This window comes from Pseudomonas sessilinigenes (assembly GCF_003850565.1).
GTDB lineage: Bacteria > Pseudomonadota > Gammaproteobacteria > Pseudomonadales > Pseudomonadaceae > Aquipseudomonas > Aquipseudomonas sessilinigenes.
Map to the genome: position 1 here is coordinate 3,974,566 of NZ_CP027706.1, position 14,712 is coordinate 3,989,277.

Here is a 14,712-nt window from a genome sequence, read left to right on the forward strand (position 1 = left end):
ACAATCCAGGATCGGGAGCGCAGCCGGGGGAAAATTGGCTGCCAAGGCCGTGCAGTGTACAGGACAAGGCGCCTGGAGGTGCCGCCGCGGTTCCTTCGACGGGGCAACAGCCCCTATGATGGGCCTTGTCTTGGGATTTCCGGAGCCAGCTCATGCCATTGCCGTCCATGAAGGAGCAGTTCGCCGCACTGATCGCCGCCCCCTCGGTGAGCTGTACCCAACCTGCACTGGACCAGTCCAACCGTCCGGTCATCGACCTGCTCGCCGGCTGGCTGGGCGATCTGGGCTTCACCTGCGATATCCAGCAGGTCAGCCCCGGCAAGTTCAACCTGCTGGCCAGCTTTGGCACGGGCCCTGGCGGCCTGGTGCTGTCCGGGCACAGTGACACGGTGCCGTTCGACGCGGCGCTGTGGCAGACCGATCCACTGAAGCTGACCGAGGTCGATGGGCGTTGGGTCGGCCTTGGCAGTTGCGACATGAAGGGATTCTTCGCCCTGGCCATCGAGGCTGTAAGGCCGTTGCTCGAGCGGCCGTTCAAGCAGCCGCTGTTGATCCTGGCCACTTGCGACGAGGAAAGCTCCATGGCTGGAGCCCGGGCCCTGGCTGACGCCGGACGTCCCCTGGGGCGAGCGGCAGTGATTGGCGAACCGACCGGGCTCAAGCCGATCCGCTTGCACAAGGGCGTGATGATGGAGCGTATCGACATTCTCGGTCGTAGCGGCCATTCGTCGGACCCGAGCCTTGGCCGCAGCGCCCTGGAAGCCATGCACGATGCCATCGGCGAACTGCGTGGCCTGCGCCTGCAGTGGCAGCGTGAATTTCGTAATCCGCAATTTGGCGTGCCGCAGCCGACCCTGAACTTCGGCTGCATCCACGGTGGCGACAACCCCAACCGCATCTGTGGCCAGTGCTCTCTGGAGTTCGACCTGCGTCCCTTGCCGGGCATGGACCCGCAGGCCCTGCGCGAGGCGATCCGGCAGAGGCTCAGGCCAGTGGCCGAACGGCACGAGGTGCAGATCGACTATGCCCCGCTGTTTCCTGCCGTACCGCCGTTCGAGCAGCCCGAGGACGCCGAATTGGTGCGAGTGGCGGAGCGCTTGACCGGACATCGTGCCGAAGCAGTGGCGTTTGGCACAGAAGCCCCTTATCTTCAGCGCCTTGGTTGCCAGACCCTGGTGCTGGGGCCCGGGGATATCGCCTGTGCCCACCAGCCGGGGGAGTACCTCGAAATGTCACGCTTGCAGCCTACCGTGCAGCTATTGCGTGAATTGATTGAACATTACTGCCTGACGCCGGCCCAATTTCAGTAAATTGCCGGTATTCCTGTCCGTACCCATGAGGAGAGTAAGCGTGTTGCCAAGCCTGTTCCGACGATAACCATCAGCCCGCAGTGCGTTTTCCGTTTCGTCCTTTCATAGGCTGCTTTTTATTTACAGGCTCAGGTTCATGCCCGAATACGTCAATTGGCTCCGCCACGCGTCTCCCTATATCAATGCTCACCGCGACTGCACCTTTGTAGTCATGCTCCCCGGCGACGGCGTTGAACATCCCAACTTTGGCAATATCGTCCACGACCTGGTGCTGCTCCACAGCCTGGGGGTGCGCCTGGTGCTGGTGCACGGTTCCCGCCCGCAGATCGAGTCGCGCCTTGCCGCCCGTGGCCTGACGCCCCATTACCATCACGGCCTGCGGATCACCGATGCGGCGACCCTGGAATGCGTGATCGACGCCGTGGGCCAGTTGCGTATCGCCATCGAAGCGCGCCTGTCCATGGACATGGCGTCCTCGCCAATGCAGGGCTCGCGCTTGCGGGTGGCCAGCGGCAATTTGGTGACCGCTCGTCCGATCGGTGTGCTCGAAGGCGTCGACTACCACCACACCGGCGAGGTGCGCCGGGTCGATCGCAAGGGTATCAATCGCCTGCTGGACGAGCGTTCCATCGTCCTGCTCTCGCCCCTGGGGTACTCGCCTACCGGGGAAACCTTCAACCTGGCCTGTGAAGACGTGGCTACCCGTGCCGCCATCGACCTGGGCGCCGACAAGCTCCTGCTGTTCGGTGCAGACCCAGGGCTTTTGGACGAGGATGGCAAGTTGGTGCGTGAACTGCGCCCGCAGCAGGTTCCTGCTCATTTGCAGCGCCTGGGCGCCAACTACCAGGCCGAGTTGCTGGATGCGGCGGCTGAGGCCTGCCGGGGTGGGGTAGGGCGCAGCCATATCGTCAGCTATGCCGAGGATGGTGCCTTGCTGACCGAGCTCTTTACCCGCGATGGCGGCGGCACCCTGGTTGCCCAGGAGCAGTTCGAGCGGGTGCGCGAGGCGGCGATCGAAGACGTTGGTGGCCTATTGGAGCTGATCAGCCCATTGGAAGAGCAGGGCATCCTGGTACGTCGCTCCCGCGAAGTGCTGGAGCGCGAGATCGAGCAGTTCAGCGTGGTCGAGCGCGAAGGCATGATCATCGCCTGCGCGGCGCTGTACCAGATCGCCGATTCCGATGCGGGCGAGCTGGCATGCCTGGCCGTCAATCCTGAGTACCGGCATGGCAAGCGTGGCGACGAGCTGCTGGAGCGGATCGAGACTCGTGCCCGGGCCCAGGGCCTCAAGACGCTGTTCGTCCTCACCACACGGACGGCCCACTGGTTCCGTGAGCGTGGCTTCGTGCCCAGCAGTGTCGAGCGCCTGCCATCGGCCCGAGCCTCGCTGTACAACTACCAGCGCAATTCGAAGATCTTCGAAAAAGCCCTGTGAAATAGTGTCCGGAATGACAAGGCCGCGCTTCGGTTTGGAATCGAAGCGCGGCCTTGTGTATTTCAGAATAATTTCATTTCGATACTAAAACTGTAACAAATTGACGGGAGGATAGGCTCTTAGCCATGATTGCGTCGCTTTTTTGATCCCTTATGACGTTATTTATTGATCTGGCCGAGGGCCTGGAAGAAATAGCGGCGGGAAAATATTTTTCAGGAATAGGCTCGCAGGCGTCTACGCTGGAGCTTTTGGCTGGCGGATGGCGAGCTTTATTCCTGAAGGGTATGAGAAAGAATGGAATAATTCTTTTTGGGTTTATGAGGAATTCATTAACCTGCATGGACCAAATAACTGCGATTAGACATTGGTCGAAGACACAGATCGTTACGATTGACTTATCAGTCACGGTCTGGCGCTAATCGCGCATCTGCGGCACCCGGGCGTTTCGATCTGGGGCCAGGAACCACAAGAATTAGAAAACGAGAGGAGCGATACATGAACAAGTCCACCTTGGCCCTGGCTGTGGCCGTAGGGGTTTTGGCGCAGCAGGCAGGCGCCGCTGGTTTCATCGAAGACAGCAAGGCCACCCTGGGGCTGCGTAACTTCTACATCAACACCGATAACCGTGACGGTACTGGCCCGAACAAGAACGAAGAGTGGGGCCAAGGCTTCGATCTGCGTTTCACCTCGGGTTACACCCAGGGTACTGTCCAGTTCGGCGTTGATGCCATTGCGCTGTATGGCCTGCGCCTGGATTCCTCGCCGGCCAAGAGCGGCAACTCTGGCGGCACCGCTTCCGGCGGCACCATCTTCCCAAGCGACGGCAACAAGGCGGTCAATGACTTCGCCAGCCTGGGCCTGACCGGTAAGGTCAAGGTTTCCCAGACCGAGCTGAAGGTCGGTACCCTGCTGCCGAACAACCCGGTGATCAAGTACAACGACGGTCGCCTGCTGCCACAAACCTTCCAGGGCGGCCAGATCACCTCGAACGAAATCAAGGACCTGACCCTGACCGCAGGCCAGGTCGAGCGCGCCAAGGGCCGTAACTCGAGCAACAACGAAGGCCTGTCCATCGCGGGCGCCAACGCTGGCTCGAACTACCCGAAAGGCGAGTTCAGCAACAAGTTCTACTACGCCGGTGCCGACTACAAGATCACCAAGGATCTGACGGCTTCGTACTACTTCGGTGAGCTGAAGAACTTCTACAACCAGAACTTCCTCGGCCTGGTGCACAACTGGGCAATCGGCCCGGGCGTCCTGAAGAGCGACCTGCGCTACTACCGCAGCCGCGACGACGGTCGTAATGGCGACACCGCGGGCTACTACACCACGGGTTACTACGGCGACAAGGTCACCAAAGGCAAGGTCGACAACGACCTGTACAGCTACCTGGCCCTGTACTCGGTCGAAGGCCACACCTTCGGTGCCGGCTACCAGTACACCAAGGGCGATAGCGACTTCCCTTGGCTGAACCAGGGTGACGGCTCGTCCAACAGCACCATCACCGATATGCAGATCCAGAAGTTCGCCCGTGCTGGCGAGCGCACCTGGCAAGTTCGCTACGGTTATGACTTCGCCAAGGTCGGCGTGCCAGGCCTGACCGCCAACGCGGTCTACCTGCGTGGCAACAACATCGATACCTCCCTGGGCAGCAAGACCGAGTGGGAACGCGACCTGACCGTTGCCTACGTCATTCCGGAAGGCCCGCTGAAGAACCTGGGCTTCGCCTGGAAAAACGCCATGTGGCGTACCGACCTGGCGAACACCCGTTCCCAGGACGAAAACCGCCTGATCGTCAGCTACTCGATCCCGCTGCTGTAATCGGTAATAAAAAACCTCGCCCGGCGCAATGCCGGGCGAGGCTTCGTTCCAAGTCAGGCCCACCCCCGTGAGCCCTTCCTGAATTCCCCTCTTTCTTGCAGCTACTCAAGGCCTTCTCGAACCTTGTGTACCAGGGTGTTCCTGGCGTGCCTGCGAGTCCAGTGAAGAGATTTTTAATATTCCTTTACGGTCTTAATAAATCTATATTTATTCTTTTTAAATAAACTGCGCCCGAGGCAGAGTAGCGTCATCACGCACTCACAGGAGCAGCACCCATGAGCCTCAGACTGGGCGACATCGCCCCCGACTTCGAACAGGATTCCAGTGCCGGCAAGATTCGTTTCCACGAGTGGCTGGGTGATAGCTGGGGCGTGCTGTTTTCCCATCCGGCGGACTTCACCCCGGTATGCACCACCGAGCTGGGTTTTACCGCCAAGCTCAAGGATGAATTCGCCCAGCGCGGGGTCAAGGCCATTGCCCTGTCGGTGGACCCGGTGGATTCCCATCACCGCTGGATCGAGGACATCAACGAGACCCAGGACACCCGGGTCAACTTCCCGATCCTGGCCGACGCCGACCGCAAGGTCTCGGACCTCTATGACCTGATCCATCCCAATGCCAGCGACACCCTGACCGTGCGCTCGCTGTTCATCATCGACCCGAACAAGAAAATCCGCCTGACCATCACCTACCCAGCCAGCACTGGGCGCAATTTCCACGAGATCCTGCGGGTGATCGACTCGCTGCAACTCACCGACAACTACAAGGTGGCCACCCCGGCCAACTGGCAGGACGGTGACGAAGTGGTGATCGTGCCGTCCCTGAAGGACGAGGAAGAGATCAAGCGGCGTTTTCCCAAAGGCTATCGCGCAGTGAAGCCCTACCTGCGGCTGACTCCACAACCCAACCGTTGAGGCGCATGACAGATCCATAAAGCAGGGGTTTTCAGGCCGTTTCGACGGCCTTTTTTTTCGCCTGGTAAATGCACCTTCTTATATTCTTTTGTGGAATAAACAAATGAATAAATAAGATTTATAGATATAAAAATAGACTGTTAAGGTCTGCTCATCCGGTGAGATCGCATCCCGCGAATCACCTTATTCGTTCAAGGAATCCCCTGCATGCTGGTGGTCTCTCTCGGTGGCAGTCCCAGCCAGCGTTCCCGTTCCGGAGTGCTGCTGGAGTTGGCCAAGCGCTGGTTGCAGCAGCAAGGTGTGGAAGTGGTCAGTTACCAGGTGCGGGACTTCCCGGCCGAGGACCTGCTTCACGCCCGCTTCGACAGCCCCAAGGTCATCGACCTGCTGCGCCAGATCGAACAGGCCGACGGCCTGCTGATCGCCACTCCGGTCTACAAGGCTTCGTTCTCCGGAGCCCTGAAGACATTGCTGGACCTGCTGCCCGAGGGCGCGTTGAGGCACAAGGTGGTGCTGCCCATGGCCACCGGCGGCAGCATCGCCCACATGCTCGTGGTGGACTACGCCTTGAAGCCTGTGCTTTCGGCGCTCAAGGCCCAGGAAATGCTCCAGGGCATCTTTGCCGAGGATAGCCAGATCGCCTACGGCGAAGGCAGCGTCCAGCCGCAGTTGGCCCAAGCCCTGGAGCTGCGTTTGCAGGAAGCCCTGGAGCAGTTCCACAGTGCCCTGGCACGCCGTCCCAAGCCGCTGGACCCGAATCTGTTGAACGAACGCCTGCTCAGTGCTCGCTGGAGCATTTGAGCCACGTCATTGATCTGAACTACTGGCCTTACTCGCCCGCCAACGGGCAAGCAGGTGCAGCCAAAACCCCACAGCAAAAAGGAGAGCGCCATGCGCCCTGTCATTTTGCGTCGCGGGCTGGTCGCTCTGTTTGCTGCGGCTGTGTCCTTCGGCGCCATTGTCCAAGCCCAGGCCGAGACCCTGCGTATCGGCTATCAGAAGTACGGCACCCTAGTGCTGCTCAAGGCCAAGGGCTCCCTGGAGAAGCGCCTGGCGCAGCAGGGCGTCGATGTACAGTGGACTGAGTTTCCCGGTGGCCCGCAGCTGTTGGAGGGGCTGAACGTCGGCTCCATCGACTTCGGTGTGACCGGCGAGACGCCACCGGTGTTCGCCCAGGCTGCCGGCGCCGACCTGCTCTATGTGGCCTATGAGCCACCGGCTCCCCTGAGTGAAGCGATCCTGGTGCCCAAGGACTCGCCGATCCGCTCGGTGCAGGAGCTCAAGGGCAAGAAGGTGGTGCTCAACAAAGGCTCCAACGTCCATTACTTGCTGGTCCGCGCCCTGGAAGATGCCGGCCTGAAGTACAGCGATATCCAGACCGTGTTCCTGCCGCCGGCCGATGCCCGCGCCGCTTTCGAGCGTGGCAGCGTCGATGCCTGGGTGATCTGGGACCCTTACCAGGCCGCCGCCGAGCAGCAGTTGCAAGCGCGAACCCTGCGTGACGGCAGCGGCATCGTCGACAACCACCAGTTCTACCTGGCCACCAAGCCCTATGCGCAGCAGCACCCTGAGGTGATCAAGACCCTGGTGGAAGAAGTGCGGGCGGTGGGCGAGTGGTCCAGGGCCAACCCGCAGGAGGTCACCGATCAGGTGGCGCCGCTGCTGGGGCTGTCTCCCGAGATCACCCTGACCTCGGTCAAGCGCCAGGGCTATGGCGCAGGCTTCCTGACCCCGGAAGTGATTGCCGCCCAGCAGAAAATCGCCGACAGCTTCTACCAGCTCAAGCTGATTCCCAAGCCCCTGAACATCAAAGACGTGATCTGGACGCCCGGCGCCGCCGTGGCCAAAGCGCCGTAACCCGACCCCTTAGGAGACCACTCCATGAGCCTCAACATCTTCTGGTTCCTGCCCACCCACGGTGACGGCCATTACCTTGGCACCGCCGAAGGCGCCCGAGCCGTCGATCATGGTTACCTGCAGCAGATCGCCCAGGCCGCCGACCGCCTGGGTTTCGGTGGCGTGCTGATCCCTACCGGGCGTTCCTGCGAAGACTCCTGGCTGGTGGCAGCCTCGCTGATTCCGGTGACCCAGCGTCTGAAATTCCTTGTCGCGCTGCGTCCCGGGATCATTTCCCCGACCGTGGCAGCGCGTCAGGCGGCAACTCTGGATCGCTTGTCCGGTGGCCGGGCCCTGTTCAACCTGGTAACCGGGGGCGACCCTGACGAGCTGGCGGGCGATGGCCTGTTCCTCGACCATGAGGAGCGGTACCAGGCTTCGGTGGAGTTCACCCGCATCTGGCGCCGGGTACTTGAAGGCGAAACCGTGGACTACGACGGCCAGCACATCAGCGTGAAGGGCGCCAAGCTGCTCTATCCGCCCTTGCAGCAACCGCGTCCGCCGCTGTACTTCGGCGGATCGTCGGAAGCGGCGCAGGACCTGGCCGCCGAGCAGGTGGAGATGGTGCTGACCTGGGGCGAACCACCGGCCGCAGTGGCCGAGAAGATCCAGCAAGTGCGGGATAAGGCCGCCAAGCTTGGGCGCACCGTGCGCTTCGGTATCCGGTTGCACGTGATCGTGCGCGAAACCAACGAAGAGGCCTGGAAAGCCGCGGACAAACTCATCTCCCATCTGGATGACGAGACCATCGCCCGGGCCCAGGCATCCCTGGCGCGCTTCGACTCCGTGGGCCAGCAGCGCATGGCGGCCTTGCACGGCGGTCGTCGCGACAAGCTGGAAGTCAGCCCCAATCTCTGGGCTGGAGTCGGCCTGGTGCGTGGCGGGGCTGGCACCGCCTTGGTGGGCGACGGGCCGACCGTGGCGGCGCGGATGCAGGAGTACGCGGACCTTGGGATCGACACCTTCATCTTCTCCGGTTATCCCCATCTGGAGGAGTCCTACCGGGTGGCCGAGTTGCTGTTCCCGCACCTGGACATCGAGCGGCCCAAGCTGCCGGAGGCTGCCGGTTATGTGAGTCCGTTCGGCGAGATGGTAGCCAACGACATCATTCCCAAAGCCGCGTCCCAGAGCTGAGGTGCGGCCATGAACGGACAACGCATAGTGCATCGGCTGGCGCCGTGGGGGCTGCCGTTGCTGTTACTGGCGGCCTGGCAGTTGTCGGTGTCGGCGGGTTGGCTGTCGACCCGTATCCTGCCGGCCCCCAGCGCGGTGATAGAGGCGGGGGTCAGCCTGATACGCAGTGGCGATATCTGGACCCACCTGGCCATCAGTGGCTGGCGTGCCGGGCTGGGCTTCCTGATCGGTGGCAGCATCGGCCTGGTGCTGGGCTTCATTACCGGCCTGTCGAAATGGGGTGAGCGCTTGCTGGACAGCTCGGTGCAGATGATCCGCAACGTGCCGCACCTGGCGCTGATCCCGCTGGTGATCCTGTGGTTCGGTATCGATGAGTCGGCGAAGATCTTCCTGGTGGCCCTGGGTACTTTGTTCCCGATCTACCTCAACACCTACCACGGCATTCGCAACGTCGACCCGGCGCTGGTGGAAATGTCCCGCAGCTACGGCCTGACGGGCTTCGCGTTGTTTCGCCAGGTCATCCTGCCGGGAGCCTTGCCATCGATCCTGGTAGGGGTGCGCTTCGCCCTGGGCTTCATGTGGCTGACCCTGATCGTTGCCGAAACCATCTCTGCCAGTTCCGGCATTGGCTACCTGGCAATGAATGCCCGGGAGTTCCTGCAGACCGACGTGGTGGTCCTGGCGATTGTCATGTACGCCGTGCTGGGCAAGCTCGCAGACCTTGCGGCACGTGGCCTGGAGCGAGTCTGGCTGCGTTGGCACCCGGCTTATCAGGTCGTCAAGGGAGGTGCGCAATGACTGCCCAGCAACCACCACGGCTGCTGCGGGGCATCCCGCTGGCAGTACGCAAACTGCAGAAGACCTTTGGCTCGCGACAGGTGCTGCGGGAAGTCGACTTGCATATTCCCGCTGGCCAGTTCGTTGCGGTGGTGGGGCGCAGTGGCTGTGGCAAGAGCACCTTGCTGCGCTTGCTGGCGGGTCTTGACCAGCCTAGCGGCGGCCAGTTGCTGGCCGGTGCTGCACCGCTGGTCGAGGCGCGCGAGGACACTCGCTTGATGTTCCAGGAGGCGCGCCTGCTGCCCTGGAAGAAAGTCATCGACAACGTTGGGTTGGGGCTCAAGGGCAACTGGCGGCCCCAGGCCCTGGAGGCCCTGGAGGCGGTAGGCCTGGCGGATCGGGCCAATGAATGGCCGGCGGCCTTGTCCGGTGGGCAGAAGCAGCGCGTGGCCCTGGCCCGGGCGCTGATCCATCAACCACGGCTGTTGTTGCTGGACGAGCCCTTGGGGGCCCTGGATGCCCTGACCCGAATCGAGATGCAGCAGTTGATCGAACGCCTGTGGCAGCAGCACGGCTTCACCGTGCTGCTGGTGACCCACGATGTCAGCGAGGCGGTAGCGATTGCCGATCGGGTGCTGTTGATCGAGGACGGCGAGGTTGGCCTCGACTTGCATGTCGAGCTGCCGCGGCCGCGGGTACGCGGCTCCCATCGCCTGGCGGCGCTGGAGACCGAGGTGCTCAATCGCGTGTTGTCGCTGCCCGGGTCGCCGCCCGAGCCGGAACCTGTTTCACCCCTGCCCACGCAATTGCGTTGGGCGCTGTAGAGCAGCAGCAAGCAAGAGCGTTGTGCTTGGGCTTGCCGCTGGCCGCTTGAAACGTGCAGCTCTGTTTTTCGACCCCAGGAGAAATACCATGACCATCAAAGCCATCAATGTTCGCAACCAGTTCAAGGGCACCATCAAGGAAATCGTCGAGGGTGATGTGTTGTCGGAAATCGACGTGCAGACAGCCTCGGGGATCGTCACTTCGGTGATCACTACCCGCTCGGTCAAGGAGCTGGAGCTGTCCATTGGCAGTGAAGTGATTGCCTTCGTGAAGTCCACGGAGGTGTCGATCGCCAAGTTGTGAACACCGTCGTATCAAGGCCCCGGAGGGAGCGAGCCCTGCGGGGCTTTTTCATGGGCGCTGTAAATAACGGTCAGATTTGATACTTTCCCTGCTTTCGCAAGGCCTGAACAGTACAGACATGACAACAAAGCAGGGTCCAAACGCAGGGTACTTGGAGTTCGACCGCGACCATTGGGCCGCTCTCCGGGCCGGGGAGCCCATGAGCCTGTCGCCGTCGGAGATGGAGACGCTGACCAGCCCGACCCAGCCCATGGAGTCAGAAGAGGTCAGGCAGATCCTGTTGCCGCTGTCGCGCCTGTTGCATCTGCATGCCACGCAGGTCCAGGCGCTCAAGGCGCCACAGGATGGGGGCAAGGTGCCTTATGTCATCGGGGTGTCGGGCAGTGTCGCAGTGGGCAAGAGCAGCTTCGCCAGGGTCCTGGCCGCGTTGCTGGCCTACTGGCCGGGCAAGCCCAACGTGCAGTTGGTGACCACCGATTCGTTCCTCTTGCCCCTGGCGAGCCTGCAGGAAAAGAACATCCTGCATCGCAAGGGGTTTCCCGAGTCCTACGACGAGCCGCTATTCCTGGAGTTTCTCCAGGCGGTGTGCCGGCGGGGCGAGGCCGCGCAGATCCCGATCTATTCCCATGTCCGCTACGACATCCTGGCTGACGAGGCGCAGTCGGTGGAGGCGCCGGACATCATCATCCTCGAAGGCCTGAATGTGTTGCAGGGTGAGCGGGGGCAGGGCCTGCATGCCCTGGATTTCATCGACTTCTCGATCTATGTCGACGCCGCACCGGAGGCCATCAAGACCTGGTACCTGGAGCGCTTCGTCTATTTGAAGAACACGGCCTTCCAGTCGGACGACTCCTACTTCAACAAGTTCAAGGGGCTGTCCGACCCAGAGGCGCTGGCCATGGCCTCCGATACCTGGGACCGGGTGAACCTGAAGAATCTTGTGGAGAACATCCTGCCCACCCGGGAGCGGGCCAACCTGGTGATCCACAAGACTTTGGATCACCGCATCGACAGGTTGTCGCTGCGCCAGGCTTGAACGTTCAGAGCGGGGTGGGGCGCTTGGGCAGGTACGGCGGCAGGTACAGGCCCAGGTAGGCATCGAATACCCGCATGCCTTCCTCTGCCATGCGGGCGGTGATTTGCCCGTGTTGCTGCACCGACCGGGCATACACCCGGTCCCCCAGCTCCATGGCCAGGGCGAATACGTCCACGTCCTGTGGCAGTGCCGGTAGGGTGAAGTGCCGGTTGAACAGCTTGTGCATCAGGTCGCCCAGTTCGAGATCGTGCTGGCGGTCGGCCTGGGTGACTTCGGTCAATCCATGTTGCGCCAGGATCAACTGCCGGGCTGCGGCATCGTCTGCGTAGATGGCGAGCATGCGTTGCTCCACCAGGCGTGACAGGTCCCGCCAGCCGTCGAGCCGTTCATGCTCGATCGGGGCTTGCAGGCACGCGCGGAATGCGGCGTGGACATCCGCGGTAAGGGCCTCGAGCAGGGCCGGTACGCTGGCGAAGAAGTGATAAACCGACGACGGCGGGATCTGCGCGCGCTCGGCCACGCTGTAGATCGACAGGCTGGCCACGCCTTCGCTGGCCAGCAGGGTGCGGGCCGCGTCAAGTATCGAGTCGATCCGGGCCTGGCTGCGTGCACGGGGCTTGCGAAGAGGGGCGGTGCGCGTCATCGGGGTCTCCTGTTGGACAGCCGGCATTGTACGCCAGAGGATTGGGCTCCCTGTAGCGGCAACCGAGCGCCGTAGTTGCGGATCGCGGGCATAAAAAACGCCGCGGGCCATGGGCTGCGCGGCGTTCTTTGCTGCAGGCCGTTCAGACGGTGTGCAGGTACCAGTTGTACTCGAGGTCGGAGATGGAGTGCTCGAACTCCTCCAGCTCGCTTTCCTTGCAGGCAACGAAGATATCGATGTACTTCGGATCGATGTACTTGTTGAGGATCTCGCTGTCGTCCAGCTCGCGCAGGGCATCGCGCAGGTTGTTCGGCAGGCTCTGCTCCACCTGCTCGTAGGCGTTACCCTCGATTGGCGTGCTTGGCTCGACCTTGTTGGTCAGGCCGTGGTGCACGCCCGCCAGCACCGAAGCCATCAGCAGGTAGGGGTTGGCATCGGCGCCGGCCACACGGTGCTCGATACGTACCGCATCCGGTGCGCCCGTCGGTACGCGCAGCGCTACGGTACGGTTGTCCAGGCCCCAGCTCGGAGCGTTGGGGACGTAGAACTGGGCACCGAAACGGCGGTACGAGTTGACGTTCGGGCACAGGAAGGCCATCGACGCGGGTAGGGTCTCGAGCACACCGCCGATCGCGTGACGCAGCGCGGCGTTCTGCTCGGGATCCTCACTGGTGAAGATGTTCTTGCCATCCTTGTCCAGCACCGAGATATGGACGTGCAGGCCGTTGCCCGCCTGGCCCGGATAAGGCTTGGCCATGAAGGTGGTGTCCATCTCATGGTCGTAGGCGATGTTCTTGATCAGGCGCTTGAGCAGCACCGCGTAATCGCAGGCCTTGAGCGGGTCGGCGACGTGGTGCAGGTTCACTTCGAACTGGGCCGGGGCGCTTTCCTTGACGATGGCGTCGGCCGGGATGCCTTGTTCCTTGGCGCCTTCGAGGATGTCCTGCAGGCAGTCGACGTATTCGTCGAGGTCGTCGATCAGGTAGACCTGGGTGGATTGCGGGCGCTTGCCGGAGATCGGCGAGCGTGGCGGTTGTGGGCGACCGTTCACGTTCTCCTGGTCGATCAGGTAGAACTCCAGCTCGAACGCCGCGCAGATGGTCAGGCCCAGTTCGTCGAACTTGCTCACCACCTGGCGCAGGACCTCACGAGGGTCGGCGAAGAACGGATCGCCTTCCAACTCGTGCATGGTCATCAACAGTTGTGCAGTGGGGCGCTTCTGCCAGGGTTCGTTGGAGAGCGTATCGGGGATTGGATAGCAGATGCGGTCAGCGTCACCGATATCCAGGCCCAGGCCGGTGCTTTCCACCGTGGAGCCATTGATATCCAGAGCAAAGAGGGAAGCCGGGAGGTTGATGCCTTTCTCGTAAACCTTGTGGAGGCTGGTGCGTTCGATGCGCTTGCCGCGCACCACACCATTCATATCCGCAATCAGAAGGTCGACGTACAGAACCTCAGGATGTTCCTTAAGGAACGCGTTCGCTTCGTTCAGCTGAACGGCACGCGGGGGTACCGACATGATGCAACACCTTTGTTGTTAAAAATATCAATCATTGATCTTTTCTGGTTTCAGTCAACCCGAACGGCATGCCGAAGTCAAGCAAGGCCTTTTTTGCCCTAATAAAGGGCTGGCAGGGTGTTTTTGCAGTAAAACAGGGCGCTTTTGCGAGTTCGGGCACCCTGGCTACCCTTGGTTTGAACAGGCTGTGTTGTATCTTTTACAGGGGTGTTGTGTAAAAAAATGAACAAGGCTAAGCTCGGGCCAAACCCATAACATCAATAATACCGGGGTGTTTCATGTCTCGCCTGCCGTTAATCGGCGTCACCGCCTGCTCTAGGCAGATCGGTTCGCACGCTTATCACATCAGTGGCGACGAGTATGTCCAGGCAGTAGCCACCGCGGCCCAGGGCCTGCCGGTGATCCTCGCATCCATGGCGCAGCTGCTTGCCCCGTCCGATATTCTGGACGGTCTGGACGGTATCCTCTTTACCGGCTCCCCTTCCAATATCGAACCTTTCCACTATCAGGGCCAGGCCAGCGAGCCTGGAACTGCTCATGATTCTGCACGGGATGCCGCCACCCTGCCGCTGCTCGATGCCGCCGTCGAGGCGGGCGTCCCGGTTCTGGGGATTTGCCGCGGCTTCCAGGAGATGAATGTCGCTCTGGGCGGCAGCCTGCACCAGAGCGTGCACCAGGTGCCGCCGTTCATGGACCACCGGCATGCCGAGGTGCCCGGCCAACCCCTGGACGCCTGGTATGCGCCGGCCCACGAGCTGTTCATCGAGGCCGATGGAGTACTGGCGGGGCTGGGGCTACCGGAAACAATCCAAGTCAACTCGATCCATGCCCAGGGCATCGAGCGTCTGGCCCCGGGGTTGAAGGTCGAGGCCCGGGCTCCGGATGGGCTGATCGAGGCTGTTTCCGTCGAGGCGAGCAAGGCTTTTGCTTTGGGGGTGCAATGGCACCCCGAATGGCAGGTAAGCTGCAATCCTCACTACCTGGCCATCTTCCGGGCTTTTGGTGATGCCTGCCGCAAGCGGGCAAAACAGCGCGACGCCGAAGCGTCATACAACGCCTGACTTAATAGAGAGTCAGGAAACTCAGCCTAGAGGCATTT

Annotated in this window: 14 protein-coding genes; 12 read left to right on the forward strand and 2 right to left on the reverse strand. The window is 61.7% G+C overall.

Features of this window, described 5'->3' with window-relative positions:
• The first annotated feature begins 152 nt into the window (after positions 1-152).
• From argE to coaA, 11 genes are all read left to right on the forward strand, one after another.
• A complete protein-coding gene (gene argE / locus C4K39_RS18350) occupies positions 153-1,310 on the forward strand; it encodes an acetylornithine deacetylase (protein ID WP_124347132.1) in 1,158 nt (385 codons plus the stop codon).
• 136 nt (positions 1,311-1,446) lie between these two features.
• Complete coding sequence (gene argA, locus C4K39_RS18355) at positions 1,447-2,745, forward strand: amino-acid N-acetyltransferase (RefSeq protein WP_068576058.1); 1,299 nt, start codon at positions 1,447-1,449, stop codon at positions 2,743-2,745.
• Positions 2,746-3,240: 495 nt separating this feature from the next.
• The gene (locus C4K39_RS18360; RefSeq protein WP_124347133.1) at positions 3,241-4,566 is read left to right on the forward strand and encodes an OprD family porin; all 1,326 of its coding nucleotides are present in this window, start codon (positions 3,241-3,243) and stop codon (positions 4,564-4,566) included.
• Between the two features lie 275 nt (positions 4,567-4,841).
• Complete coding sequence (locus C4K39_RS18365; RefSeq protein ID WP_022641715.1) at positions 4,842-5,480, forward strand: peroxiredoxin; 639 nt, start codon at positions 4,842-4,844, stop codon at positions 5,478-5,480.
• A 207-nt stretch (positions 5,481-5,687) separates the two neighbouring features.
• Entirely contained in the window at positions 5,688-6,281 is a 594-nt protein-coding gene (gene ssuE, locus C4K39_RS18370; protein WP_068575396.1) for an NADPH-dependent FMN reductase, read from the forward strand.
• Between the two features lie 90 nt (positions 6,282-6,371).
• A complete protein-coding gene (locus tag C4K39_RS18375) occupies positions 6,372-7,337 on the forward strand; it encodes a sulfonate ABC transporter substrate-binding protein (RefSeq protein ID WP_068575397.1) in 966 nt (321 codons plus the stop codon).
• Between the two features lie 24 nt (positions 7,338-7,361).
• On the forward strand, positions 7,362-8,510 hold the full coding sequence (ssuD, locus tag C4K39_RS18380) for an FMNH2-dependent alkanesulfonate monooxygenase (protein ID WP_068575398.1): 1,149 nt from the start codon (positions 7,362-7,364) through the stop codon (positions 8,508-8,510).
• Between the two features lie 9 nt (positions 8,511-8,519).
• Positions 8,520-9,308, forward strand: a complete 789-nt coding sequence (gene ssuC / locus C4K39_RS18385) for an aliphatic sulfonate ABC transporter permease SsuC (protein ID WP_068575399.1) — start codon at positions 8,520-8,522, stop codon at positions 9,306-9,308.
• Positions 9,305-10,111, forward strand: coding sequence for an aliphatic sulfonates ABC transporter ATP-binding protein (ssuB, locus tag C4K39_RS18390; protein ID WP_068575400.1), 807 nt, complete (start codon positions 9,305-9,307; stop codon positions 10,109-10,111). The genes ssuC and ssuB overlap by 4 nt, the downstream gene beginning before the upstream one ends.
• Before the next feature lie 88 nt (positions 10,112-10,199).
• On the forward strand, positions 10,200-10,415 hold the full coding sequence (locus C4K39_RS18395) for a TOBE domain-containing protein (RefSeq protein ID WP_011064106.1): 216 nt from the start codon (positions 10,200-10,202) through the stop codon (positions 10,413-10,415).
• Between the two features lie 118 nt (positions 10,416-10,533).
• Positions 10,534-11,451: a type I pantothenate kinase gene (gene coaA / locus C4K39_RS18400; RefSeq protein WP_068575401.1), complete on the forward strand. Its 918-nt coding sequence runs from the start codon at positions 10,534-10,536 to the stop codon at positions 11,449-11,451.
• Between the two features lie 4 nt (positions 11,452-11,455).
• Here coaA and C4K39_RS18405 read toward each other — a convergent pair whose 3' ends face one another.
• Together C4K39_RS18405 and C4K39_RS18410 are read right to left on the reverse strand one after the other, a co-directional pair.
• Positions 11,456-12,094: a TetR/AcrR family transcriptional regulator gene (locus C4K39_RS18405; protein WP_068575402.1), complete on the reverse strand. Its 639-nt coding sequence runs from the start codon at positions 12,092-12,094 to the stop codon at positions 11,456-11,458.
• A 142-nt stretch (positions 12,095-12,236) separates the two neighbouring features.
• Positions 12,237-13,613 carry a glutamine synthetase family protein gene (locus C4K39_RS18410; RefSeq protein ID WP_068575403.1) on the reverse strand — a complete coding sequence of 459 codons (1,377 nt, stop codon included), beginning with the start codon at positions 13,611-13,613 and terminating at the stop codon, positions 12,237-12,239.
• Positions 13,614-13,891: 278 nt separating this feature from the next.
• Between C4K39_RS18410 and C4K39_RS18415 the strand changes: the two genes are divergently transcribed.
• Positions 13,892-14,674: a gamma-glutamyl-gamma-aminobutyrate hydrolase family protein gene (locus C4K39_RS18415; protein ID WP_068575404.1), complete on the forward strand. Its 783-nt coding sequence runs from the start codon at positions 13,892-13,894 to the stop codon at positions 14,672-14,674.
• The last annotated feature ends 38 nt before the right edge of the window (positions 14,675-14,712 follow it).